The sequence below is a fragment of the Paludibacter jiangxiensis genome, from assembly GCF_001618385.1.
Taxonomy (GTDB): Bacteria; Bacteroidota; Bacteroidia; order Bacteroidales; family Paludibacteraceae; genus Microbacter; species Microbacter jiangxiensis.
Genome location: NZ_BDCR01000001.1, coordinates 903,124 through 926,483 on the forward strand (window position 1 = coordinate 903,124; position 23,360 = coordinate 926,483).

Annotated in this window: 25 protein-coding genes and 1 tRNA gene; 11 read left to right on the forward strand and 15 right to left on the reverse strand. The window is 43.2% G+C overall.

Annotation, left to right across the window (positions count from 1 at the left end; genetic code table 11):
• Positions 1-8: 8 nt before the first annotated feature.
• Entirely contained in the window at positions 9-1,220 is a 1,212-nt protein-coding gene (locus PJIAN_RS03495) for an Lnb N-terminal periplasmic domain-containing protein (RefSeq protein ID WP_068702046.1), read from the reverse strand.
• Positions 1,221-1,248: 28 nt separating this feature from the next.
• Complete coding sequence (locus PJIAN_RS03500) at positions 1,249-2,400, reverse strand: iron-containing alcohol dehydrogenase (protein WP_068702048.1); 1,152 nt, start codon at positions 2,398-2,400, stop codon at positions 1,249-1,251.
• A 325-nt stretch (positions 2,401-2,725) separates the two neighbouring features.
• Between PJIAN_RS03500 and PJIAN_RS03505 the strand changes: the two genes are divergently transcribed.
• On the forward strand, positions 2,726-3,208 hold the full coding sequence (locus PJIAN_RS03505) for a hypothetical protein (protein WP_068702050.1): 483 nt from the start codon (positions 2,726-2,728) through the stop codon (positions 3,206-3,208).
• Positions 3,209-3,265: 57 nt separating this feature from the next.
• Here PJIAN_RS03505 and PJIAN_RS03510 read toward each other — a convergent pair.
• From PJIAN_RS03510 to PJIAN_RS03545, 8 genes are all read right to left on the reverse strand, one after another.
• Positions 3,266-3,340: transfer RNA gene (locus PJIAN_RS03510), tRNA-Thr, on the reverse strand.
• A 126-nt stretch (positions 3,341-3,466) separates the two neighbouring features.
• The gene (locus PJIAN_RS03515; protein WP_068702053.1) at positions 3,467-5,020 is read right to left on the reverse strand and encodes a carbohydrate-binding domain-containing protein; all 1,554 of its coding nucleotides are present in this window, start codon (positions 5,018-5,020) and stop codon (positions 3,467-3,469) included.
• Between the two features lie 34 nt (positions 5,021-5,054).
• Positions 5,055-5,759 carry a DUF2490 domain-containing protein gene (locus PJIAN_RS03520; protein ID WP_172795564.1) on the reverse strand — a complete coding sequence of 235 codons (705 nt, stop codon included), beginning with the start codon at positions 5,757-5,759 and terminating at the stop codon, positions 5,055-5,057.
• Positions 5,760-5,785: 26 nt separating this feature from the next.
• Positions 5,786-6,493, reverse strand: a complete 708-nt coding sequence (locus PJIAN_RS03525) for a DUF4956 domain-containing protein (RefSeq protein WP_068702056.1) — start codon at positions 6,491-6,493, stop codon at positions 5,786-5,788.
• Positions 6,483-7,241 carry a polyphosphate polymerase domain-containing protein gene (locus tag PJIAN_RS03530; RefSeq protein WP_068702058.1) on the reverse strand — a complete coding sequence of 253 codons (759 nt, stop codon included), beginning with the start codon at positions 7,239-7,241 and terminating at the stop codon, positions 6,483-6,485. The genes PJIAN_RS03525 and PJIAN_RS03530 overlap by 11 nt, the downstream gene beginning before the upstream one ends.
• 361 nt (positions 7,242-7,602) lie before the next feature.
• Positions 7,603-8,292: a LytR/AlgR family response regulator transcription factor gene (locus PJIAN_RS03535; RefSeq protein WP_068702060.1), complete on the reverse strand. Its 690-nt coding sequence runs from the start codon at positions 8,290-8,292 to the stop codon at positions 7,603-7,605.
• Positions 8,289-9,362 (reverse strand): sensor histidine kinase, encoded by a 1,074-nt coding sequence (locus PJIAN_RS03540; protein WP_068702062.1) that lies wholly within the window; start codon positions 9,360-9,362, stop codon positions 8,289-8,291. Before PJIAN_RS03540 ends, PJIAN_RS03535 begins: the two co-directional genes overlap by 4 nt.
• Positions 9,363-9,469: 107 nt before the next feature.
• Positions 9,470-11,017 carry a glycine--tRNA ligase gene (locus PJIAN_RS03545; RefSeq protein WP_068702726.1) on the reverse strand — a complete coding sequence of 516 codons (1,548 nt, stop codon included), beginning with the start codon at positions 11,015-11,017 and terminating at the stop codon, positions 9,470-9,472.
• A 183-nt stretch (positions 11,018-11,200) separates the two neighbouring features.
• Here PJIAN_RS03545 and PJIAN_RS03550 point away from each other — a divergent pair, with 183 nt between their 5' ends.
• The gene (locus tag PJIAN_RS03550) at positions 11,201-11,737 is read left to right on the forward strand and encodes an N-acetylmuramoyl-L-alanine amidase (protein ID WP_068702065.1); all 537 of its coding nucleotides are present in this window, start codon (positions 11,201-11,203) and stop codon (positions 11,735-11,737) included.
• Between the two features lie 3 nt (positions 11,738-11,740).
• Here the strand turns inward: PJIAN_RS03550 and PJIAN_RS03555 are convergent, their stop codons facing one another.
• The 4 genes from PJIAN_RS03555 to hisA all read right to left on the reverse strand — a co-directional run bounded on the left by PJIAN_RS03555 (position 11,741) and on the right by hisA (position 15,695).
• Positions 11,741-12,847 (reverse strand): BamA/TamA family outer membrane protein, encoded by a 1,107-nt coding sequence (locus PJIAN_RS03555; RefSeq protein WP_172795565.1) that lies wholly within the window; start codon positions 12,845-12,847, stop codon positions 11,741-11,743.
• A 53-nt stretch (positions 12,848-12,900) separates the two neighbouring features.
• On the reverse strand, positions 12,901-14,199 hold the full coding sequence (thrC, locus tag PJIAN_RS03560; RefSeq protein ID WP_068702072.1) for a threonine synthase: 1,299 nt from the start codon (positions 14,197-14,199) through the stop codon (positions 12,901-12,903).
• Between the two features lie 83 nt (positions 14,200-14,282).
• On the reverse strand, positions 14,283-14,879 hold the full coding sequence (gene hisIE, locus PJIAN_RS03565; protein WP_068702074.1) for a bifunctional phosphoribosyl-AMP cyclohydrolase/phosphoribosyl-ATP diphosphatase HisIE: 597 nt from the start codon (positions 14,877-14,879) through the stop codon (positions 14,283-14,285).
• A 96-nt stretch (positions 14,880-14,975) separates the two neighbouring features.
• A complete protein-coding gene (gene hisA / locus PJIAN_RS03570) occupies positions 14,976-15,695 on the reverse strand; it encodes a 1-(5-phosphoribosyl)-5-[(5-phosphoribosylamino)methylideneamino]imidazole-4-carboxamide isomerase (RefSeq protein ID WP_068702076.1) in 720 nt (239 codons plus the stop codon).
• A 219-nt stretch (positions 15,696-15,914) separates the two neighbouring features.
• Between hisA and PJIAN_RS03575 the strand changes: the two genes are divergently transcribed.
• Entirely contained in the window at positions 15,915-16,466 is a 552-nt protein-coding gene (locus PJIAN_RS03575) for a TlpA family protein disulfide reductase (RefSeq protein ID WP_068702727.1), read from the forward strand.
• Between the two features lie 5 nt (positions 16,467-16,471).
• Here PJIAN_RS03575 and PJIAN_RS03580 read toward each other — a convergent pair whose 3' ends face one another.
• Positions 16,472-17,278: an MBL fold metallo-hydrolase gene (locus tag PJIAN_RS03580; protein ID WP_068702078.1), complete on the reverse strand. Its 807-nt coding sequence runs from the start codon at positions 17,276-17,278 to the stop codon at positions 16,472-16,474.
• 185 nt (positions 17,279-17,463) lie between these two features.
• Here PJIAN_RS03580 and prmC point away from each other — a divergent pair, with 185 nt between their 5' ends.
• The 8 genes from prmC to PJIAN_RS03620 all read left to right on the forward strand — a co-directional run bounded on the left by prmC (position 17,464) and on the right by PJIAN_RS03620 (position 23,285).
• Positions 17,464-18,306 (forward strand): peptide chain release factor N(5)-glutamine methyltransferase, encoded by an 843-nt coding sequence (gene prmC / locus PJIAN_RS03585; protein WP_068702080.1) that lies wholly within the window; start codon positions 17,464-17,466, stop codon positions 18,304-18,306.
• A 21-nt stretch (positions 18,307-18,327) separates the two neighbouring features.
• Positions 18,328-18,786 (forward strand): regulatory protein RecX, encoded by a 459-nt coding sequence (locus tag PJIAN_RS03590; protein WP_068702082.1) that lies wholly within the window; start codon positions 18,328-18,330, stop codon positions 18,784-18,786.
• 105 nt (positions 18,787-18,891) lie between these two features.
• The gene (locus PJIAN_RS03595) at positions 18,892-19,206 is read left to right on the forward strand and encodes a metal-sulfur cluster assembly factor (RefSeq protein WP_068702084.1); all 315 of its coding nucleotides are present in this window, start codon (positions 18,892-18,894) and stop codon (positions 19,204-19,206) included.
• An 82-nt stretch (positions 19,207-19,288) separates the two neighbouring features.
• On the forward strand, positions 19,289-20,503 hold the full coding sequence (locus PJIAN_RS03600; RefSeq protein ID WP_068702086.1) for a hypothetical protein: 1,215 nt from the start codon (positions 19,289-19,291) through the stop codon (positions 20,501-20,503).
• Between the two features lie 38 nt (positions 20,504-20,541).
• Positions 20,542-21,294: a UDP-2,3-diacylglucosamine diphosphatase gene (locus PJIAN_RS03605; RefSeq protein ID WP_068702088.1), complete on the forward strand. Its 753-nt coding sequence runs from the start codon at positions 20,542-20,544 to the stop codon at positions 21,292-21,294.
• A 17-nt stretch (positions 21,295-21,311) separates the two neighbouring features.
• Positions 21,312-21,884 (forward strand): non-canonical purine NTP diphosphatase, encoded by a 573-nt coding sequence (locus PJIAN_RS03610; protein ID WP_068702090.1) that lies wholly within the window; start codon positions 21,312-21,314, stop codon positions 21,882-21,884.
• Between the two features lie 85 nt (positions 21,885-21,969).
• Positions 21,970-22,668: a Crp/Fnr family transcriptional regulator gene (locus PJIAN_RS03615; RefSeq protein ID WP_068702092.1), complete on the forward strand. Its 699-nt coding sequence runs from the start codon at positions 21,970-21,972 to the stop codon at positions 22,666-22,668.
• A 26-nt stretch (positions 22,669-22,694) separates the two neighbouring features.
• On the forward strand, positions 22,695-23,285 hold the full coding sequence (locus PJIAN_RS03620; protein WP_153802474.1) for a hypothetical protein: 591 nt from the start codon (positions 22,695-22,697) through the stop codon (positions 23,283-23,285).
• Positions 23,286-23,360: the final 75 nt, after the last annotated feature.

Sequence of the window (23,360 nt, forward strand, 5' to 3'; positions counted from 1 at the left end):
TGCTCATTTCATTTCTTTTTTGCTTTTCCATTTGCAATGACTACGCTCCTAAAGTATTCTCCTTTCAGTCTCAAATACATAATCGAGCGTAAAGCCAAAACAATAATCAACAGAATCTCAGCTATCACAAAACTTTGTGGTAGCATAAACAAGGTTATCATCATAAATACCTCGCAGGCAAGGAATAGAAATTGCAGGTAGAATGCAAATTTGCGGGTTTGCCGAAAACAAACTGTAAACGCGAAAACCAGCAAGAGTGGATTCAGCCACACAACATTCCAGTTGGAAGATACCAGCGGATGAACGGAGAAAGAAGTCAGGTAAAATACGATAAAGCCGGCAGCTCCTCCAATTCCGAATAAAATAGCATCAAACCAAATTGAGAGCTTCCGATTGCGTTTGTCTTTTGAGCAAATCCACAATGTTACTAACAATAACAGAACGCAAATCCAGGGGATATAATTAAATGCCGGTTTTATATCTTTTCCTTGTGCGGTAACCAGTTGCGACGAACTACTTACCAACGGAACTGTAGTACTGTCACGTTGAATCCGTGCGGTAGCTGCGGCACGCATCAGCCGTTCGGGAAGGAACATGGTTTGCTGAAAGGTTGCGACATTGTCTTTAGGGGCTCCCAATACCAGATGAATACCAAAAAGGATAGCCGGGCTATCCTCGGTGTAGAGATCTATGAGTTGCTGAAAGGTTTCCTTCTTCTTTTCTAAGTTTTTATCGAACGTGATTTTCCCCTTGATTGCACCGATAATCATGTCGCGGGGGCGTGTGGCACAGTTGTCGAAAACAAAATTGTAACGGTAGTACCGATGCTCGGGCTTATAATTCTCAACCAATGCGTCAAACAGAGCCTGTTTTTCACTTTGTTTCAGGTTAAGCACCTGTTCCCACATGTTTATCTGTCGGAGCTGGTATTCAAGTATAAATTCCGAAGTTTCGGTAACTCCCAGTTGATAATCGGTTTCTCCGTTGACAAATTTGTAATAGAACCCCGGGGTGTTATAATCGAAATATCCATAGTTGAAACTGATATCAAGATGGTTAGCCGGATCGGATATGCGAATGGCGGAATGCCCGAATTTCGCATATAGTTCCGGCCCGGGGCCACAGGTGAGGAGCGACACTTTAGCCGAGTCGGACAAAGTGACGGCTCCGGCGGTTACGATTGAAACGAAAAACAGTAAGAGAATGATAGGTCTGCGCATCGATACAAAAATTAGTAATAAACAGGCCTTATAGGCATCCGTTCAGGATTTCACGGACTTTGTCGGGAGTAATCGTCCCGTTTTCACCCAGTTTCCATCCACGTTGTTCAAATCTTTCTACAATGCTGTTAATTGATTCACTGCCGATTCCGTATTCGCTCAGCTTGGTTTTAATGCCGACACTGCGGTAGAAGTTTTCCGTTTTGGCGATAGCAGCCTCTACTTTTTCATCGTCCGAACCTGTCGTGATGTTCCATACCCGTTCGCCATACTGAAGCAGTTTTGCTTTTTTCTCTTCACGCATAACTCTCCAAAGTGACGGCTGAACAATTGCCAGAGTAACAGCATGATCCAAACCGTGGAAAGCTGTCAGTTCGTGACCGATAGAGTGGGTAGCCCAGTCCTGAGGAACTCCCATCGCAATAAAGCCGTTGAGAGCTAATGTCGCGCTGTACATGAAGTTAGACATTAGATCGTAGTTGGTATTGTCGGCAATGACCTTCTCTCCCAGTTCGGTAAGTGTCGAAAGGATTCCTTCGGCAAAGCGATCCTGTACCATCGCCTGAGAAGGGTAGGTGAGATATTGCTCGCAAACATGCACAAAGGTATCTACAATGCCGTTTGCAACCTGACGTTTGGGTAGCGAGTATGTCACTTCCGGATCAAGGATGGAAAAAACCGGATTAGCTTTTATACTACCGAACGCAAGTTTCTCGTGGGTGGCTTTTTTCGAGATAACCGCGTTACCGTTCATCTCAGAACCTGTTGCCGGTAGTGTTAATACCGAAGCCAGAGGAAGTGCATCCGTAATTTTATTCTGGTCTATCAAAAGATCCCATGGATCGCCATTGTAAACAACGGCAGCTGCAATAAATTTGGTTCCGTCGATTACCGAACCGCCTCCTACTGCCAGCAAGAAGTCAATCTTTTGTTCCTTTACAATCTCTACGGCTTTGATCAATGTTTCGTAAGTAGGGTTGGGTTCAATACCGGCAAATTCTGTTACGGAATGGTTTTTCAGGGCTTCTTTTACCTGATCATACACTCCATTGGCTTTGATGCTGCCACCGCCATAGGTCATCAATATTTTTTTATCGGCAGGGATTTCAGTCGCGAGTGTTGCAATTGTTCCTTTGCCGAAAATGAGTTTTGTGGGATTTTGAAAAACAAAATTATTCATATGCAATAAAATTATCGATTAAGTTTGGGAATAGTTTCTCAAGGGGATGCTTTGGATAATAATCTTCCTTGATTTTACACATCAAGAAGAATTTGCCGTGCAAAGATACAATACTTTTTTCAGAGGCAATTGCTTGTGAAAATGGCAAGCGGAATCTTATTTCCGGGTACGACAAAAAAAGTTAATATGCAGATTCAAATGCAACATTTCTTCAAAATAACCGTCTATTAAATTGCATTGTGTTTACTCTTCTCATGTCCTGCCGGGATCAATCTTCAGGTTTGAGAGATATAAATAATTAACCAAACGTCAAATTTATTATCAAATGAAGAAACTGATATTTCTTTTTAGTTTATTGGGAGTGTTTTTGTTCTCTTCTTGTAAGATCGGGGCAGGAGATTCTGAGTATTCTCCTCAGATAAGTGTAGCAGCAACTTCGTTAAACGGGGTCAATCTGACAGCCACATCAACTCTCGATACATTGCATGTAGGGGATGTCTTGAATTTCTGTGTTATTGCTCAGGGGCTTTCAAATCCTTTGGTAAGTGTTCAGGTTACAAATGACACAACTTATTCGGCAATCTCTTTTCCTGATCTGGCATCAATTAGTTCAGGTATTCTGAGCAATAGTAAAACGGATATATCCAAAGGTTATTTGTATCTTTCGGATCTAAATATTGGCACCATTACTTTTAATGTACTATATGTTGCTAAGAAACCGACAAAAACATCAGGAGTGACATTTTCTGTGGTTTCCACCTCTCAGTATACGACAGCACCTTTACAACTGGTTATCCCGGTCAAGTAGCAGATACAGAATATAAAAAACGCGTTGTAAGAGTTCTTCTTGCAACGCGTTTTTTTGTGGAGCCTCTCAAGGGAGTTGAACCCTCGACCTGCTCATTACGAGTGAGCTGCTCTACCACTGAGCTAAAGAGGCTTGATTGGGAGCACAAAATTAATGCAAAATTAAGTTCTGACCAAATTTAATCTGTTTTTATTACGGGTTTAATGTGAGTATAAACAAAGGGCGGCAAAAAGTAGTTTGCCGCCCTTCCGATTTTGGTTAGATGCCTGAGATTGATGTTTGAGTGCTGGAAATAGTAAAGAATTTCCGTAATGTGCCGCCGGTGTAAGCCCCGCCGGAATATACACCATTGGATTCCGTTCCGGTTGAGGATCCTCCTGTGTAGAGATAATAGGTTGAGCCACTCTTCAGTGCTGACGATGAAAATACTACATAATAGTAGGCTCTTGTGGGTTTGAAGGTTATCAGATCGTTTCCGCTGGCATCCTGTAAGTGGAACAGCGTTCCTGCCGAAATATTCGAACTAAACAGGATTTTGAGCGAACATTGTGAAGATCCGGAACTAACGCTCTGAATCATATTCCCCGAGTTGGGCCCTGCGGCTATGAGTGTTCCCCCGGAAATGTTGAAGGAGCCGTTGTAGTCAAGTGCTACTTCGGGTTGTGAGCTTGGTCCGTGTACAGATACGGTACCTCCTGTCATAACGACATTGCCGTTGCTGTCAATTCCATCTCCGTTAGACACTGAAAGATTTATGGTTCCGCCGTTGATGTAGATGCAGCTTCCGTCGTTCGACTCTGTGCCTCCCGCAACGGTTCCTGCCGTAGCATTCAGGCCGTCATTGGATGCTGTAATGTTAGTCGATCCTCCGTTTATTTTGATGACAAAACTTTCTATTCCTTCCCGCGAGGTGGAAACGTTGATGGTTCCGTTATTGATCACAACTGAAGAGTCGGCCTTGAGCCCCTGACTGGCGGTAGCCGCAATACTGAATGTTCCGCCATTTATGATCACCCTTTTTTTCGCATGGATTCCGTCTGCGGAAGTGGAGGTGAGGTTAAATGTACCTCCTTCTACATCAATAAAGCCATAGCCCTTGTCGGTATCGTTATTCGATTTAAGGGCGTGGCCGGTATTTCCTTTTGCGGTAATCGTTCCGTCTCTTACAATCAGATAATCTTTTCCTCGGATAGCATCGTCAACAGCTGTTACGTTGATTGTACCGCTTTTTATAATCAATCCGTCGTCGGTTGCAATGCCATCGTATTTATTCCCATTGACGGTTAGCGCACCGTTCCCAAAGATCGTCATGTCGCAATTGCTGAAAATGGCAGCGTTCGGTTCGTCGGATGAAGCATACGAAGTTGCATCGGTAACCTTATTTGTGGTGTTATCGGCCAGAATCAGGATAGTTTTTTGCGATTTCTTAATATAAAACGGAGAGGTGCTTGAGTTGGCCATGGTAACTCCGTTCATAATAATTTTAACCACAGCCCCCGATGCATTCACAATGAGTTGCCCATTGGTGAGCGATCCCGAAATGGTATAAGTTCCGCCTGCTGTGATGGTGGCGGTACTTCCGCTTACGGTGACGTTAGAAGAACTGGTAGTGATGGATGTACCGTTGAACACAATACCGATGGCCGTGGAGGCATCGTACACGTAATCGGATGCTTCTTCGTGAGTTACACCGACACGGACGTTATCACTGTCGTCGTCACTCTCTTCGTCGAGAAGACTATTTTTACTGCATGAACTGATAAAAATGACAGAGAATAAGAGAAGAGCGAAATAGAGATATTTTCGAAACATAGGTGTTGCTTTTTTAGAGGTTAGTAATAGGTTTTCAGAATGAATAGGTATAGCCGACTCCCACAACAAAGCGGCGAACCGGATCTTTTACATTAATTTCGTTGTCTATCAGATAGTAAAAATCGAATTTGTGCTTTTTTTTCATTGTGTAATTTAACCCGATTGTGTAACGGAAATCTTCAAAAACATTACCGTCCGGATTGTTCAGTTGGTAAAATGTTTCGAATGATCCGTAGGGGGTGATCTTGCAATGTGAAATGTTGTAAGATACTTTCAACCGGTTACGCCAAATCCAAGCTGGATTTATTTTGTAGGTGTCGATAGCTCCGCTCGATTTGATACGGTCGCTTTCGTCTTTGGTGGTCAATTGCAAGCGTTCCCGCAGCGAGAAATTGAAGTTCCCAAGTTTTTGTGATCCGGTAGCAAACAAATTGAATCGATGACGGGGTTGAAAGTCGGAATATTTGGTGTCGTTGAAATCGATAAACTGGTAACTTAAGCCGACTTTCAACGGCTTCCATATTGCATATGAAGCTTCAAGTTGCAAGCTCAACCGATTTATCTTGGATGTGTTGTCCATCGTACGAAGTTCAAATTCCGTACCGAGATCCCATTTCCCCAGTTTCTTTTCCAAACCGAATGAAGTCCATATTCCGAAATCATTTGTGGTCTGAGAATGGGCAAGAGTTGTGGCTAACAGCACAATGAGAGTTAGCGTGCAGATGCGTAAATGATTCATAAGGTGTTTTGTAAGGTGAATATTCATTATTCGTAATAGTAAATAGTGATGGATGCTGTGTCCTTCATGTAGTTAAGTTCGTTTACATCGAACCGGTGGATATTCAACCCGGTGCGATTCTTTAGTTCATTGAGCAAATCGGCCGAAAATTCGGGTTTTATCATCTCCACTTTTTCAAAAAGGACTGTTTTGGTCGATTCGCGTTTGATAACAAACTTTGAATCAAGCAAGAGTGTGGCAACGAAAATAATTCCGCAGATCACAGCCAGATCCCATATTTCCATCTGAATAGCACTGATTAACCCGACTGCAATGAAAATGAATAGATACGTCATATCTTTCATGCTGATGCCCGAAGTTCGGTAACGCAGCATCGAAAAGACAGCAAAAAGACCGAACGCAGCTCCCATTGAGAGTTTGACCTTGTTCAGCACGAACGTCAACAGGAAAATGGTAATATTGAACAGTATAAATGTAAAGATGGTATCCATCTTCTTGTAGTTCGGGTAATAGACGCAAAGTATTATCAAAATAACCGTTACGATGTCGATAGCAATGCCGGCAAAGAAATTTGGATTGATCTCGATGACCTCCTTTTTCTTTTCTGTTGTAACGTTCACGTTAATAGGATCGTCCGAAGAGAAGATTCCGTTGGGTAATGATGGTGCCGCCTGAATTGTGCAGGGGAGTACCGTTACCAGCATTAGCGCCAGGAGGATAATTTTAGGTCGCATTGAGATTAGACAATTTGTTAACATATAGCAATTTGGATTTAAATGAATTTGTTTTCACGTCGGGAACGAAGCTCGCAATTCCGAGGCAGTATTTGCTGATAGAGAGACATTGGATATGTTCATCCTGCATAAGAGACCGGAAAGGGGAGCGTCCGTTTTTTCCCTGTTTTACTTCTGCAATTACCAGATTTGGGAATGAATGTGTTTCCTGATTGATCTGATAAGTCATGTCGAAATCAATGGTAAGTCTCTCCGTCAAAGATTTATTTACAAGAGTAATACGGTTGTAATTGATCTGTATGGCTTCGTTGAGTGATTCGGCTTTCAGGGCCGTTTCATTTTCAAGAAAGCCGGATATTTCTTCCGAGAGGAAGCACCGGGATTCGTTTAATTTCATTCGGCTTTTTACGGTGCGTCCTTTGTTCGATTTAAATTTGATTTCGAAAAAACTCTGGTCAGAGTCGACATAGGTGCGGAAGCGGATTTTGTACCGGTTGCCCCTTCCGTTGTGGTGATTGGTGTAAAGAGAATAATCGGGAGTATCCAGATAGCGGGTTTCATAATGGCCGTATTGTTGTCCGCCGATTGTCAATACCTTGTATTTAGGTTGACTTTGGAGTAGAATATCCTGTAGTTGACCGATGTGAAAAATGTACTTGGTATCCGTTCGGTCAAGCAGACGTACCTTATCCATTTCAGAAAGGCAAATAGGTTCGAACAATTTAAGAGAATCGGAAATTGCGTTCATCTTCTCGTAGTTTTAGTGCATGAGTTGCTTGGAAAACTTAATGACCGTACGGATTTGGTCTGGCCAAACACTCCGGTTGTTTGTGTTTACAAGGTTAAAAAACGAGTAGAGATGTCGCTGATAGGCTGGTGTGTTTGTTAAGGTTTAAGTCAGGAAAAGTCTGCCGAAAGTGCATTGTGCCGGTGCATTCCGGCAGAACCATTCCTATAAATAAAGCGATGAACTTTATTGCATAATCTACATCACATTTGTAGTCAGGCGACTACAAATATATTGCAGGATTATTACGATGCAAAAGTAAATTAACAATTCACACCTGTCAAATAAATGAGGTAAAGAGGCTGTTTGTTGAGGGGAAATCTTAGTTGTGGAATGTTCTGAAGAAATCTTCTTCAAATCGATTGCCAATAGGGATTTGTTTTTCTCCAACTGTAATCATTTTGTTTCTGATGCTTTCTATTTTCCCTGAGGCAACAATGTATGATTTGTGTGTACGGATAAACTGATCGGGAGGGAGCTTTTCCAGAATACTCTTCATTGTCATTCTGACTACTACAGGTTTCCCGTTGGAGAGATGAATTTTCAGGTAATCATCCAGACCTTCAATGTATAAAATAGAGTCGAAACTGATTTTGATGAGCGTGTAGTCAGCCCGAATAATCAGGGAAGAACCGAATGGCGAAGAACCGGTTTTTCGGTCTAAAAGATGTTGAACTTTTTGTGCGGCATGTAAAAATCGTTCGTAAGTGTAAGGTTTCAAAAGGTAATCGATCGCGTTGACGTTGAAACCTTCTACAGCATATTCGGAGTATGCAGTGGTGAATATCACCATTACCGGCGTATCAAGGTGTTTGTACCACTGCACACCGTTGACAGATGGCATCTGAATGTCGAGGAATAGTAAATCGACGGGATATTTTTTCAGAAAACGCAGAGCTTCCTGTGGCTGCGTAAAAGTCTTTTGTAATTCTATGAATCCGCAATCGACACAGAACTTTTCAATCACTTTCAATGCAGGAGGTTCATCATCAATGGCAATAGCTCTGATCATATCTGGGAGATAGTTAATTCAATGGAGAAGTCTTTTTCAGACTCGCGAATGCTAAGTGTGTGTGTCGTAGGATATATCAATGCCAGTCGTTTACGAACGTTTTTGAGCCCGGTTCCGTTAGCTTTGATGTTTTTGTCCAGTTTTACTTTTTTGTTATAAACCGATAACGTAAGCTTGTCTGCATTTATTATGAGGCAGATTTTAATATGGGATGGTTCTTCTGGATTTACCCCGAATTTAAAGGCATTTTCGATAAATGGTATCAATATCAGAGGAGCAATTTTCTGTTCGGTAATATTGCCTGTAATACTGTAATCGACTGAGGCTGTTTCTCCAAGGCGGAGGCGTTGCAGCTCAATGTAATTGCTAATGTAGTTGGCTTCCTTTTGTAAAGGAACAAAATCGTCATTAACTTCGCTGGTTACATACCGCATTAGTTCAGAGAGTTTTATAATTGCCGATGGTGTTTTATCCGATTTTTCGAGCGACAAAGAATAGATACTATTCAGCGTATTGAACAAAAAATGTGGATTGACCTGCAATTTAAGATAAGAAAGTTCTGATGCTTTTTTCTCATCCTGAGCTTTGATCCATAATTCTCTTAATTTCAACAATATGGATAAAAATAAGATAATGAGAAACTTCAAAAAGTTCGATTCCAGCTGAAACGGCATTATCCAATGATGCTGGGGCTGATGATGTTGCATCTCACCGTGATCCATGGGTGGTGGCATCATCGGGTTGTGCGGTTCGTGTGGCATGTGTTGTGGAACACCCCAATGCTCCGGAATCAATATAGACGGAAAAATTGTTATCAGGGCAAAACAGCCAATTGTAATCAAACCAAATTGCAGGTATCTCTTTCTGTGATAATAGTTTGGAATAAAATAATAGAAGTTGGCATAAAAATAGGGGATCATCAGCAACGAACTGATGAAATTCCGGATATCGGGTTTACCGATCTCCCACGATCCGAAGAACGAAAAATCGGGAGAGACGATGATGGGGAGCAGGGCAAATGCCACCCAGCAAAGTGTGTGAATCCATATTTTCTGCAAAGGCCACTTCATGACGTAAATTTTAACCGAAGCAAAGGTAATTCAACTTTTAGAAAAAACAAAAGCGGCTGAAAATGAACCTTTCAGCCGCTTCAATGGGTTAATAATTGTTGTGAATCTTATTCAACAATCTTCTTGAACAGTTCCTTCATCGAAACTTTCTGTGCGATTATTTCATGCAGTTTTTCTACAGGAACACGTTCCTGTTGCATGGTGTCACGGTAGCGGATGGTTACTGTGTTATCGGTTAATGAGTCATGGTCTACTGTTACGCAGAAAGGAGTACCGATGGCATCCTGACGGCGGTAGCGTTTCCCGATGGAGTCTTTTTCGTCGTACTGGCATTTGAAATCGAACTTCAAACTGTTCATGATTTCGCGTGCTTTCTCGGGTAGTCCGTCTTTTTTCACCAATGGCATAACGGCCAGTTTGATCGGAGCCAACACTGCCGGAAGTTTCAACACTACGCGGCTTTCTCCGTTTTCAAGCTGTTCTTCGGTGTACGAAGCTGCCATGATAGAGAGGAATGTACGGTCGACACCAATCGAGGTTTCGATAACGTACGGAGTGTATGATTCGTTGAGTTCGGGATCGAAATATTTGATGCTTTTGCCCGAATATTTTTCGTGGCTGCTCAGGTCGAAATCGGTACGTGAGTGGATACCTTCCACTTCCTTGAAGCCAAACGGCATTTCGAATTCGATATCGGTAGCGGCATTAGCATAGTGAGCCAGTTTGTCGTGATCGTGGAAACGATATTTGTGGTCGCCAAGTCCGAGAGCTTTATGCCATTTCAGACGGGTTTCCTTCCATTGTTTGAACCACTCCATTTCGGTGCCAGGGCGTACGAAGAACTGCATCTCCATCTGTTCAAATTCACGCATACGGAAGATGAACTGACGGGCAACGATTTCGTTACGGAAAGCCTTACCGATTTGAGCGATACCGAAAGGAATCTTCATGCGGCCGGTTTTCTGTACGTTGAGGTAGTTCACAAAAATACCCTGAGCTGTTTCCGGACGAAGGTAAATCTTCATGGCACCATCGGCGGTGGAACCCATTTCGGTAGAGAACATCAGGTTAAATTGACGAACGTCTGTCCAGTTTTTGGTTCCGCTGATGGGGCAAACTACTTCGTAGTCAACGATGATTTGTTTCAGTTCAGCCAGGTCGCTGTCGTTCAGAGCCTTTACAAAACGAGCGTGAATTTCATCACGTTTTGCCTGGTGTTCCTGTACGCGGGGATTGGTCTGACGGTAAAGAGCTGCATCAAACGATTCGCCGAAACGTTTGGCGGCTTTTTCCACTTCTTTTTCAATTTTATCGTCGTATTTTGCCAACAGGTCTTCAATGAGGACATCGGCACGGTAACGCTTTTTGGAATCTTTGTTGTCGATGAGCGGATCGTTGAAAGCATCCACGTGACCCGAAGCTTTCCAGGTGGTTGGGTGCATAAAGATAGCGGCATCGATTCCCACTACATTTTCGTGGAGCAACACCATGCTGTCCCACCAATATTTTTTGATATTGTTTTTCAGTTCAACGCCGTTTTGCCCGTAATCGTATACGGCTCCAAGTCCGTCGTAAATTTCGCTTGAAGGGAATACAAAACCGTACTCTTTACAGTGTGCGACTAATTTCTTAAAAACGTCTTCTTGTTGTGCCATTTTTGAATATGTTGAATCGTTAATCGATAAATTGTTCGTTTTGAATTTACTTTGACGAAAATGATTACTATCCGAAAGTAAACCTGCAATTGTCAATACATTCGGTTTCAAAAACCAGACTACAAAGTTACGATTTTTTTGTCATTCGGAAAACGATTACCTTTGCATTCTATTTTGATAAGTATGAGAGCATTCAGTTTTTTCGCGGCATTCGTTTTCGCATATATGGCTTCGGCCAATCCTCCTTTGGTTATTGACTACACTTCCCGGGTTCATCTCGGATACCACGCAAAACCTTCGCGCAATGTCGATATAATTGTAATTCATTCAACACGTTGTCTGGATGGAGATCCTTATGATGTGAAATGTGCCATCGAAGTGTTTCAACACTATAAAGTGGCCTCTCACTATATGATTGATCGTCAGGGGAATATTTATCGCCTTGTGGCCGAGAAAGATATTGCTTATCAGGCCGGAAGAAGCGTTCTGCCGCAAAACGGGAGAAAGATGCTCAACGGTTCGTCTATTGGCATCGAACTGCTCAACTCGCCGACCGATCCTCCGACCGAACTTCAGTACAAGGCACTGGCCGAATTGGTGAAGGACATCAAATCCCGCTACCCGATCAAGTACATCGTCGGTCACAACGATATAGCGCCCAAGCGAAAGACAGATCCCTGGCTGTTTGACTGGCAGAAATTTAACAGTTTGATAAAGTAGTATTCAGAACGCTTCCAGTGCTGTGAAGTACAGCTGAATTCCTTTTTCATAGTTGGTGTGGGTTATGTCCCAGCGTCCGCTTATATTGATTTTGCCCCGTGTAAGCCTAAACCGGATACCGGCTCCGTAAGATGTTTTCAACCGGTCGATACTCAGGTCGCAACTGTTGAAAACATCGCCCGAAGAACCAAACACAGCTCCCCGTATATTTTTGTAAAGAGGGAACCGATATTCTCCCTGAATGGCCGCCATCACATTGTCGCGGAACAAGCCTCCGGGTATTCCTCTCAATAGTTGGTTGCTTCCAATGGTGGTAAGCATCTGAAACGGGATGGCATTGCCCAGTCGCCAGTCGGTGACAAATTGCCATGCAAAAACATGTTGCTTGTAAAGTGCTATGTACTGGCGAAAATCGATTCCTACTTGGACAATGTTGTACGAGCTTCCCCAGAACGGATCGAAATGTACGAGGCTGGCGCTTCCCAGAATTCCTTTTGTTGGATAAAACAGGTTGTCGCGTGAATCGTAGGTGATAACGCCGCCAACGCCAAGCAGAGAATAGGGCTTCCATCCGGTTACATGAACACCCATTGCCTTGAATTTCAAGCTGTCTTCCAAAACGGGTTTTTCGCTTTGAAGAGAAAACAGCAGACCGAGACTCAGATGTTTGCTCAGGAATCGCTGAAATTGGAAGTTGAACGAATAATTACGGGAAGTATAAGCTATTGGATCTTTTAGAAACTTATGATGATCGTTACCTATGCCAATAAAACTTGCCGGAAATTTCTGTGCCGAAATGTTGCCGAAAAGGGTCCATTTGCCTCCTCCGCCCAGGTAGAGGCGGGGAGAGAAACTAAGCGAATATTGATGTTTTTGAGTGAATACCTCGTTGAAAGAAAGGCTGCTGATTCTTGTGGAATCGATAAAGTGGAAATAATAACCTCCGTTGATTCCAAAAAGGTTGCCGGTTTCTTTCTGGTAGGATAATGTGGGAATAAAATAAAAATTCAGCCGACTTATTTTATTCATTAGCGAATCAATATTGATTCCACAGGCAGAATAAAGCGATAGAACTGATGCTATAATAGTCAATATGTATCGCTTTCTCATTTGCATAACAATTAATCATCCCGCCCTTCGTAAAGCGGGATGCACAAATATAGTTATTGCAAAAGGAATTTCTTGAAATCGGCAAACTCTTTTGAAAGTTCGAAGCTGAGTTTTTCCCCTTTCATGAATTCCTGCAATTTTTCAGGAATAGCAACCTTTTCGCCAATGATTGCTTCGACGGTTCCAACAAATTTTGCCGGATGAGCTGTTTCGAGGAAAACCCCTGTTTCGCCTTCTTTCAGACCCTCTTTCAAGGCCTGATAGCCGCAGGCTCCGTGAGGATCGAGCAGGTAACCGGTCGATTGGTAACAACTCTTCATTGTTGCACCTATCTGTTCGTCGAGGTAACGACAGCCTGAAATATCAGCCGAGATATTTTCGTGCGAATTGCCGTATAGATCGAGCACACGGGCAAAGTTGCTTGGGTCGCCTACGTCCATGGCGTTGGCGATGGTAGCCACCGAAGGACGAGGAGAATATTTTCCGGTTTCGAGATATTGTAAGAAGATGTCGTTCTGATTGTTGGCCGCGATAAAACGTTTGATAGGAAGACCCATTCGTTTACCGAAAAGTCCGGCCGTGATGTTTCCGAAGTTTCCGCTTGGTACGCAAACCACCAGATTGTCGGCTTTGCCCTGTTTTTTGAGCTGGGCGTAAGCGTTGAAGTAGTAAAATGCCTGCGGAAGGAAACGCGCTACGTTGATGGAGTTGGCCGAAGTCAGTTTTAGTTTTGCGTTCAACTCTTCGTCCATGAAGGCCGATTTTACCAGACGCTGGCAATCGTCGAACGTGCCGTCGACTTCCAAAGCGGTGATATTTTTGCCCAGCGTGGTGAATTGTTTCTCCTGAATTTCGCTTACCAACCCTTTGGGATAAAGTACGTAAACATGAATTCCCTCTACGCCGAGGAATCCGTTGGCAACGGCGCTTCCGGTATCGCCCGAGGTTGCCACCAACACGTTGACGTCGGTTTGCCCTTGTTTTTTAATGAAATATCCCAGCAAGCGCGCCATAAAGCGGCCTCCCACGTCTTTGAACGCGAGTGTCGGGCCGTGGAAAAGTTCAAGGCTGTAGATGTTTTCTTCTACCTTGACGACCGGAGTTTCGAAACTGAGTGTATCGTAAACGATTTGCTTCAGTGTATCGGCCTCGATATCTTCTCCGAAAAATGCATCGGCAACGCGATAGGCAATTTCCTGAAAAGAGAGTTGGTCGATCGTTTCGAAAAATCCGGCAGGCAGAGCCTTGATTTTTTCAGGCATGTAAAGCCCTTTATCGGGAGCCAGTCCTTTCACTACGGCTTCCTGCAAAGAAGCTATCGACGACTGGTGGTTGGTGCTGTAATAGTTCATCTATCAATTTGAAAATTTGAAAATTTGAAAATGAGCCAATTCGATGATTTTCAAATTGACACATTTTCAAATTATCGAATTGATTACTCTTTGTGTCTCTTTTTCAATTCGTTTGCTAAATCTTCGATGCGATATCCTTTCGATGTTAGCAAAACGATGAGGTGATAAATCAGGTCGGAAGCCTCATAAATCATGCGATCGTCGGTGCCGTTGGTGGCTTCGATAACTGTTTCCACGGCTTCTTCGCCCACCTTTTGAGCCATGCGGTTGATGCCTTTGTTGAACAGCGAAGTAGTGTAAGACCCTTCGGGCATCTCTTTTTTGCGCTTGTCGATAAAGTCCTGCAAATAAGCGAGGAACTGGATATCGTTGCTATTGGTTTCTCCCCAGCAGGTATCGTCGCCGGTGTGGCAAACCGGGCCTACCGGATGCACTTTGATGAGCAATGTATCGTTATCGCAATCGGGAGCCATAGAAACGACATTCAGAAAATTGCCGCTCTCTTCTCCTTTTGTCCACAGACGGTTTTTGGTACGGCTGAAAAATGTTACCTGTTTGGTGGTCACTGTTTTTTCGTAAGCCTCTTCGTTCATGTAACCCAACATGAGTACTTTATTGGTGACGGCATCCTGAATGATGGCAGGAATCAGGCCGTTGCCTTTTGCGAAATCTAATTTCATACTATAATAATTTTTTCGTCTAAGGAAGTATGGAACTCTCCCGTAAAACGGGATTCGTTTCATCATCGTTGTTTGAAAGAGAAATGAATCTTTCTTTTATATAAATCGTTGTAATTCTGATAATTTGATACGCCCTTCGTAAATGGCCTTGCCGAATACCACCGATGGAATTCCGGCCTCATCGAGCGCTTCGATATCGGCAATGCTGCTAACTCCTCCGCTGGCAATCAGTTGCAAAGCTGGAAAATGAGCCATTATTTTTTTGTACAATTCCACCGAAGTTCCCGTCAACATACCGTCTTTGGCAATATCGGTGCACAAAACCTTTTGAATCCCTTTTTTGCAATATCCTTCGATAAAGGGCATCAGGTCGTTGTCGGTGGTTTCGAGCCAACCGCTTACGGCAATTTTTTCGTTGTGGACGTCGGCACCCAAAATGATGCGTTCGGTACCATAACGTTCTATCCAGTGCGAGAATACATCCGGTTGTTTTACGGCGATACTTCCTCCGGTTACCATGGAGGCACCACATTCAAAAGCGATGCGAAGGTCGTCGTCACTTTTGAGGCCTCCCCCGAAATCAATGACCAAATCGGTGTGAGTGGCAATGCTTTCGAGTACTTTATGATTGACAATGTGCTGCGCTTTGGCACCATCCAAATCGACAACATGCAGTCGGCGGATACCGGCATCGGCAAACTCTTTGGCCACTTCAAGCGGCTGTTCGTTATAGACTTTTTTCTGCTGATAGTCGCCCTGAGAGAGTCGGACACATTTGCCCTCTATGATGTCGATGGCGGGAATAATTTCAATCATCTACTGGTCAATCAAAAACGTTTTAATAACTTTGCAAAGTTACTCTTTTTCGGTTGAATTCTTTGCATAAAGAGCTATCACTTTGTGGTATAATGGCAAATTATTGAAATATAGTTTTTTATCATGTCTCGATGCTTTTTGTGATTAATAATTCATCTTGAAAATGAATAGGATACGAAAAAATATACCGAATATTTATACGAATAAATGAACATAAAAATGAATATGAGAAAAATTTTGCTGGCGCTTTTTATGGGCGCGATTGTTGGCAGCCTATATGCCCAAAATGCTTCGGCTTCTTCCAATCAGGAATCGGCTGACAGAGGCTACATTGTGAAACTTGGGCAGACAGCTCCCGGGTTTACCATGACACTGACCGACGGACGTACCGTCAATTTGTGGTCGTTACGGGGCAAAGTGGTGATGTTGCAGTTTACGGCGAGTTGGTGTGGTGTTTGCCGCAAAGAAATGCCTTTTATTGAGAAAGATATATGGCAACGCTGGAAATCGAATCCTTCGTTTGCTTTGTATGCTATCGACCGTGATGAACCGCTCGACGTTGCGAAGAATTTTAGTTTGAGTACCGGTATCACTTATCCGATGGCACTCGATCCTGGCGCTGCACATTTTCAGCTTTATGCCGATAAAGAAGCAGGTGTTACACGGAATGTGATTATCGACAAAGAGGGTAAAATTGTCTTTATGACAAGACTTTACAACGAAACAGAGTTCAAAGCAATGGTAGCAAAACTGGAAGAGTTGCTCAAATAGTCGATTTATTCGAAAACGTAAAGTTTGGAAGGAGACGTCCGCTCGAGCGTGACAAGTTCCACATCCTTGCCGGCTATGATTCCTTTGTCGGCGAGTAATTCGCTTACAGTGCAGTAGGCCAGTTCAGGAAGGTTGTTGGAATGGCTCAGGTGGCAGAGATAAATATATTTCAGTTTATCCGAATAGTTGTCGGCCAGAAAGCGGCCGGCATCGCTGTTGCTCAGGTGACCGGTGTTACTGCGGATACGTTCCTGTAACATGTAGGGGTACGGCCCGTTTGCCAGCATCTCTTCATCGTAGTTGGCTTCGAGCACCAGATAATCGGCATCGGAGATATAGCGGGCAGAATTTTCGCAAACATAGCCAAGGTCGGTTGCCAGTGTGAAAGTATGTCCTTTATATTCAACGCTGTACCCAACATTGTCGGTGCCATCGTGCGAAACTTCGAAAGCGGTAATTTTCCAGTCTCCAATCGAGACAGGTTCTTCTTTGGAGATAATTTTTTGTCCGGCAATAAACTGACTTCCAAGTTGTTGAAGTTGAGCGATGGATGAAAGCGTTTCCTTTGTTCCGTAGATAGGAATTAGCAGCTTGTCAACAAGCGGTTTTACCGATTTAATGTGGTCGAAATGGTCATGAGTGATAAAAACGCCGAGAATGTCCGAGAATTCGAGACCAATCTCTTTCAGGCGTTTTTTCATGGTACGGATACCGATTCCCGCGTCTATCAGTATGCCCTGAGTTGCATTGCCTACAAAAAAGCAATTCCCGCTACTTCCGCTTGCAAAACTGATAAACCGTAATTTGTCCATTTCCCATGTTTTAAATTTGGAGTGCAAAGGTAACAAAAAAAGGGTTGAACTAACTCTTAAAAATAACAGGAAGGATCACTCCGGTTTCTTTTTTGTAAATTTGCAATAGTATGTAGTTTCTTAAATTGAAGCATGCAGGGTGACTCCCATTGGTTTCTACCGACAGTAAAATAAATTTTCAAGGGATGAATATTATCAGAAACGTCATTAGTGAATTGACTCCCATTTTCTCAGCTAATGAAGCCCGGGCTGTTGCAATTGCTCTTTGCGAACATGTTACAGGATTTTCGAGAGCTCAGTTATTATCCGATGGCACTTTAGTCCTGACAGACGAGCAACAGCAACAAGTTTCGCGGTGCATCGACAGATTGCGAACACAGGAACCGTTGCAATATGTGTTGGGTGAAACGGAGTTTTACGGACTCAGTTTCAAAGTCGACCATAGGGTGCTTATTCCCCGACCCGAAACGGAAGAGTTGGTGGAGTGGATAAAGAATGACTATAAAGACATATCGTGTTCTGTCATAGATTTTTGTACCGGGAGCGGATGCATTGCCATTGCGCTGGCGAAGAATCTTCCTGAAGCCGAAATTCAGGCTTGCGATCTTTCGGAAGATGCACTTGAGGTGGCTCGTGCAAATGCAAAATATAACGACGCGAATGTTCGCTTTTTTTGTGCGGACGTTCTATCGGAATCGTTTGCCGATACATTGGAACCGATTGACGTGATAGTGAGTAATCCGCCCTATGTCCTTGAAAATGAAAAAGCAGCCATGCAGTCGAATGTGCTCGATTTTGAACCTTCAATGGCTTTGTTTGTTCCTGATGCTAATCCGCTGTTGTTTTATGAGGCGATCGGCAAAATAGCACTTGCCCGACTGAAACCAGAGGGCGCTTTGTATGTTGAGATTAACCGTGATAAAGGAAAAGAAACGGTTGAATTATTCCGGCAAATGGGCTTCGGGTTTGTGGAGCTGCGTACCGACCTTTTCGGAAACGCGAGAATGGTTAAAGCAATAAAGAATTGAATGTAAAAGACTACTTTGGCAATGGAAATCCCGTATGATTTATTATTGAAAAAGGGCGCTGCTTACAGCTCAAAACAAGAGGTTTGTAGTGCCGACATAGAAGCGAAACTTCAGCTGTGGGGTGCCGATGCCGATCAGACGGAGAAAATTGTTTCATATCTTGTTGAACAAAAATATATTGATAATGAGCGTTTTTGTAGTGCATTTGTGAATGACAAACTGCGATTCAACAAGTGGGGAAAGCTGAAAATAACTCAGGCTCTGCGGATGAAGAAGATCCCCGACAGTTTGTTGGAAAGGGTTTTCTCTGAAATGGATGTATCTTTGTACGAACAAACGCTTAGCGAACTGCTGCGGAAAAAAGTCCGGGAAATCAAGGCGGCAAGTGACTACGAAAGAAGAGGTAAATTGCTGAATTTCGCCTTACAACGGGGTTTTGAGTATGAAGTAGCTGATCGTTTAATAAAAGAGATGAACTAATGCGACGAAACAGGTTCATTTTGCATCTATTGTTAAACAGCAGGATGCAGAACTGCTTTTTAGAAAGCTTTCGTCCAGAGAACCAACATTAAAATTGAATTATCGATGAATGAATTTTTAGCACAGGAAGAAAATATAGTGAAGATGTTGCGTACGGTTTTTGATCCTGAAATTCCGGTCAACGTATACGATCTTGGCTTGATTTATAAAGTAGATGTCCTGGAGGACGGTAATGTAAACATTGATATGACACTTACTGCTCCCGGATGTCCGGCTACCGATTTTATACTTGAAGATGTGAAGATGAAAGTGGAGTCGGTTGAAGGAGTTAAAGGCGTAAATATCAATCTTGTATTTGATCCGCCCTGGGATCGTGACATGATGAGCGATGAAGCGAAACTGGAACTGGGATTACTTTAAGGAGAACGATTAAACATCGCGGTTTTTCGGGAGTCAAAGATATATAAGGACTCAATTCGGAAATATTAAAAAAAACACGGCTATGAAAAATCTATTTAAACTTGTTGTGGGATGTATCCTTTCCGTAACCCTATCTTCTTGTTTTGTTACAGGAACTGTATCGGATGATTACGGCGAAGCTTACGTTAATTACTATCCCTACTATTTTTGTCCGGATATGAACTTTTATTTCAATCCCGATTTGAACATATACTGGTGGTATCAGGAAGGTGTGTGGCGTTCAGGCCCTCAGTTGCCTTATTGGTACCATGTTGGTTATAATACTAATTATGTGATTGTTTCTGTTTATGACCGTAACCCGACACGTTATTATTCTCAGCATATGAGAGCCTACAGAAGAGGCGATTATTCAAGTTCGGTGTACCATTTCAACGACAGACCTTCGCAGAGTTTAAGATCCTATCGCCCCGACAGAGCTCCATCCGGTTACAGATCCGGTAGCTCCCGTAATGACGATCTTTATAATTCCCGCCGGAATCCTAACTATGATAACCGGGGTACGCGGAGCAGTTCTACTCCCCAAACGAATGGCAGTCGTTCGTCCGACAACTGGCAGAATAGTTCTCCCAACAGGTCTTCTCAACCCGGTAACCAGCAATGGAACCAGGGAGGGAATTCCAATCAGAGAAATCAAAATTCTCGTCCGGATGGTTCATACAACCGCCAAAATCAAAACCCGGGTCAGGGAAACAACGGAACTGTAAGTCCTTCAAATAATAACAACACCAGACCACAGGGCGGAACTCAGAATCAATTGAATAATGGAAATTCTAACCAGAATAACCAGGGCACCCGTCCGGATGGAACTTACACCCGTCCGACTCAAAATCAAGGTCAGGGGAACAGTGGCACTGTCACTCCTTCGAATAATAACAATACCAGACCGCAGGGAGAAGCTAGATATCAATGGAATAGCGGAAATTCTAACCAGCATAGTCAGGGTGCCCGTCAGGAAAATACGTATAACCGTCCGGCACAAACGAATACCGGAAATGCCGGCCAGGGAAGCCGTTGGCAACAGTCCGGTTCCGGTAATCAGAACACCCGTCAACCGGCGGCAGTAGCGCCTCAAAACCAACAGACGCAACCTGCCAACAATGGACAACGGCAATATCAGAGCAGAAGTAACAACCAGTCGCAGGAGGGAAGCCGTGTTCAGCGTTCGGAACGAAGTGCATCACAGCCGGCTCCCAGACAAGAAGCTCCCAAGAAAACAGAAGATACCCCGAGTAAATAACTGGTGGTTTATTCCATCCGAATGTAATATAGAAACGAGTGAAACGTATATATTTTGTATCCGATGCCCATTTAGGTTCACGACTGGTAAAAGACCCGCGCGAACATGAAAAAAAACTTGTTCGTTGGCTGGATTCCATCAAAGACGATGCTGAAGCCTTGTACCTGTTGGGCGATATGTTTGATTTTTGGTTTGAATACAAGACAGTTGTTCCAAAAGGGTTCACACGGTTTCTGGGGAAACTCGGAGAGCTATCGGATAGAGGAATTAAAATACACTATTTTACAGGTAATCACGACATGTGGACTTTCGGTTATCTGGAACAGGAAATCGGGCTGACGGTTCACCGTCGGCCTGAAATTGTTGATTGGAATGGTAAACGGCTTTATCTCGCTCACGGCGACCGTCTGGGCGATCATTCCAAAAGTGTGATGCTAATCCAGACTATCTTCCACAATAAAATTTGTCAGAAACTCTTCTCGTATGTTCCTCCTCGCTTAGGCCTCGGTTTTGGGCTTGGATGGTCAAAATCTAATCGCCAGAAACCGAAGCGCAACGATTATGCCGGGTATCTCGGCGAAGACAAAGAGTGCCTGGTTCGTTATGCAAAAGCCTTTCCGGATAGTGCCAAAGTTGATATTTTTGTCTTTGGACACCGACACATACTTCTCGATCTTATGCTCAAAAACGACAGTCGGGTGTGTATTATCGGTGATTGGTTCACTCAGTTTACCTATGGCATTTTTGAAGACGGAGAATTTTATCTCGAACATTTTGAAGCAGAAAACTAATCAGACTTATTTACCTCATGGATATTATTTTTGCCACCAACAACGATCATAAACTGCACGAAGTATCGGAATATATTAAAGATAAGTATACAATACTGAGTCTTAAAGAGATCGGGTGTTTTGACGACATACCTGAAACTGCTGAAACGCTTGAAGGAAATGCCTTGCTGAAAGCGCGTTACGTGTATGAACGTTTTGGGAAAGACTGCTTTGCCGACGATACCGGACTCGAAGTGGAAGCATTGAATAACGCTCCGGGAGTTTATTCTGCCAGATATGCCGGTGCTGATAAGGATGCCGGAGCTAATATGCGTAAGCTGTTGCAGGAACTGGAAGATAAAACTAACCGAAAAGCCCGTTTTCGTACCGTTATAGCCCTGATAAAAGAGGGAAAAGAATATCTGTTTGAAGGAGAAGTTAAAGGCACTATTTTGGATGAACCCAAAGGCGTTAACGGATTTGGATATGATCCGGTTTTTGTGCCCGAAAATTATAACAAAACTTTTGCCGAACTCGATCTTACGGTCAAAAACCAGATAAGCCACAGGGCAAATGCGGTTAAAAAGCTGGTAGAATTTTTACAAGCATAAATCTAATCTAAAGAGAATCAGCATTTTTCGACAGAATTGATTTTTTGTTGAAATTGCTTACATTTGTGTTGAAAAACATGTTTTTATGGCACCAAAACAGACAACGGATTTGTCCATCCTGTCTCTTCCCGGAATTTGGGATGTGTTGACCGGTGAACAACTGGATTATTTGCGAAGCAATTCCAAGATGCAGCAGTTCAAGCGCAATGAAATGATCTACTGTGAAGGAGAAACACCAACCCATCTGCTTTGTTTGATCAAAGGGAAAGTGAAAATCTACAAAGATGGAGTCGGTGGGCGTAGCCAGATTGTACGGATGATTAAGCCGATCGACTATTTTGGATATCGTGCCTTTTTTGCCGAAGAACCCTATCTGACAGCTGCCTGTGCGGTAGAAACGGCAATGATTTTTATGATCCCGTCGGAAGTGATTGGTAAACTCCTGAAGGAAAACAATGAACTGGCACTGTTTTTCATCAAAGCAATGGCGATAGATTTAGGTATTGCCGACACCCGTATTGTAAATCTTACTCAAAAACATATTCGTGGACGTCTTGCCGAATCCATTCTTTTCCTTGTGGATAGTTATGGGTTGGAAGAAGACGGTGCTACACTCAATATTTACCTCTCCCGTGACGATTTGGCAAGTCTTTCCAATATGACCACATCCAACGCCATTCGTACATTATCCAATTTTGCAACCGAAAAGATTATTGCGGTCGATGGCCGAAAAATAAAGGTTATCGATGAAGAACGATTGCGCAAAATCAGTCGGATCGGTTAATGTTGCAAACGACAATTTTTTTCACCGTGAATATTGCGATTAAATATATGGTTGACAAAGCAGTAACGGCAACCGTACTCATCTCTCTGTGTTGTCTTTTCTTCGGATGCAACAGTTCCGACAATGACATTAAAGCTATCTGGAGTTATGAACAACGCCAGACTGCCGATCCCGATTTCCGGTTTTACCCTCTCGAAACAAAAACAGTTGGTCAGGTCACTGTCAATGATAGCCTTACATTTATAAAAAAATCACTCGTCCAGCCAGTCGACACACTTCTGAAGCAAAACAGCAAAACACTCCGGAGCCTTTTGCAGATGCAAACGCTTTATGTCAGGTATGATATGGAAACGATGCGTGAAAGTATAGCTGCTGAAATCAGACCGCTGGAGGCGAGCCAGAAATGGTTGAATTCCATGAAAGCAAAGATGGACAATTATCGCAACATGCCGTCCGACAAAGTGTTGCTGAGGAAAGTCGAATGTCGTTTCGAATACGAAATTCCCCTAACGTCGAAGAAAGAGACCAAAGATAAAATTTACTACATACATACTACAAGCGGCAATGTGGTGCAGGCCGAGGAAAAACCTCTCACGAAGCCAGCGTCTTCAAATTAGGCCACGTTCGTGGCACGGTTTTTGTTTTAAGTTAAACGGCACTTTTCATCAGTATTAATGAGAAAAGGTGCCGTT

What these genes read in the sequence shown, in the direction of transcription:
- thrC (WP_068702072.1), bottom strand. Translation starts at nt 14,199, where the DNA reads ATGAACTATTACAGCACCAACCACCAGTCGTCGATAGCTTCTTTGCAG.
- PJIAN_RS03595 (WP_068702084.1), top strand. Translation starts at nt 18,892, where the DNA reads ATGAATGAATTTTTAGCACAGGAAGAAAATATAGTGAAGATGTTGCGT.
- PJIAN_RS03495 (WP_068702046.1), bottom strand. Translation starts at nt 1,220, where the DNA reads ATGCGCAGACCTATCATTCTCTTACTGTTTTTCGTTTCAATCGTAACC.
- hisA (WP_068702076.1), bottom strand. Translation starts at nt 15,695, where the DNA reads ATGATTGAAATTATTCCCGCCATCGACATCATAGAGGGCAAATGTGTC.
- PJIAN_RS03540 (WP_068702062.1), bottom strand. Translation starts at nt 9,362, where the DNA reads ATGAAGTGGCCTTTGCAGAAAATATGGATTCACACACTTTGCTGGGTG.
- PJIAN_RS03600 (WP_068702086.1), top strand. Translation starts at nt 19,289, where the DNA reads ATGAAAAATCTATTTAAACTTGTTGTGGGATGTATCCTTTCCGTAACC.
- PJIAN_RS03500 (WP_068702048.1), bottom strand. Translation starts at nt 2,400, where the DNA reads ATGAATAATTTTGTTTTTCAAAATCCCACAAAACTCATTTTCGGCAAA.
- PJIAN_RS03550 (WP_068702065.1), top strand. Translation starts at nt 11,201, where the DNA reads ATGAGAGCATTCAGTTTTTTCGCGGCATTCGTTTTCGCATATATGGCT.
- PJIAN_RS03580 (WP_068702078.1), bottom strand. Translation starts at nt 17,278, where the DNA reads ATGGACAAATTACGGTTTATCAGTTTTGCAAGCGGAAGTAGCGGGAAT.
- PJIAN_RS03615 (WP_068702092.1), top strand. Translation starts at nt 21,970, where the DNA reads ATGGCACCAAAACAGACAACGGATTTGTCCATCCTGTCTCTTCCCGGA.
- PJIAN_RS03515 (WP_068702053.1), bottom strand. Translation starts at nt 5,020, where the DNA reads ATGTTTCGAAAATATCTCTATTTCGCTCTTCTCTTATTCTCTGTCATT.
- PJIAN_RS03545 (WP_068702726.1), bottom strand. Translation starts at nt 11,017, where the DNA reads ATGGCACAACAAGAAGACGTTTTTAAGAAATTAGTCGCACACTGTAAA.
- hisIE (WP_068702074.1), bottom strand. Translation starts at nt 14,879, where the DNA reads ATGAAATTAGATTTCGCAAAAGGCAACGGCCTGATTCCTGCCATCATT.
- PJIAN_RS03520 (WP_172795564.1), bottom strand. Translation starts at nt 5,759, where the DNA reads ATGAATCATTTACGCATCTGCACGCTAACTCTCATTGTGCTGTTAGCC.
- PJIAN_RS03530 (WP_068702058.1), bottom strand. Translation starts at nt 7,241, where the DNA reads ATGAACGCAATTTCCGATTCTCTTAAATTGTTCGAACCTATTTGCCTT.
- prmC (WP_068702080.1), top strand. Translation starts at nt 17,464, where the DNA reads ATGAATATTATCAGAAACGTCATTAGTGAATTGACTCCCATTTTCTCA.
- PJIAN_RS03590 (WP_068702082.1), top strand. Translation starts at nt 18,328, where the DNA reads ATGGAAATCCCGTATGATTTATTATTGAAAAAGGGCGCTGCTTACAGC.
- PJIAN_RS03525 (WP_068702056.1), bottom strand. Translation starts at nt 6,493, where the DNA reads ATGCGACCTAAAATTATCCTCCTGGCGCTAATGCTGGTAACGGTACTC.
- PJIAN_RS03610 (WP_068702090.1), top strand. Translation starts at nt 21,312, where the DNA reads ATGGATATTATTTTTGCCACCAACAACGATCATAAACTGCACGAAGTA.
- PJIAN_RS03535 (WP_068702060.1), bottom strand. Translation starts at nt 8,292, where the DNA reads ATGATCAGAGCTATTGCCATTGATGATGAACCTCCTGCATTGAAAGTG.
- PJIAN_RS03555 (WP_172795565.1), bottom strand. Translation starts at nt 12,847, where the DNA reads ATGAGAAAGCGATACATATTGACTATTATAGCATCAGTTCTATCGCTT.
- PJIAN_RS03575 (WP_068702727.1), top strand. Translation starts at nt 15,915, where the DNA reads ATGAATATGAGAAAAATTTTGCTGGCGCTTTTTATGGGCGCGATTGTT.
- PJIAN_RS03505 (WP_068702050.1), top strand. Translation starts at nt 2,726, where the DNA reads ATGAAGAAACTGATATTTCTTTTTAGTTTATTGGGAGTGTTTTTGTTC.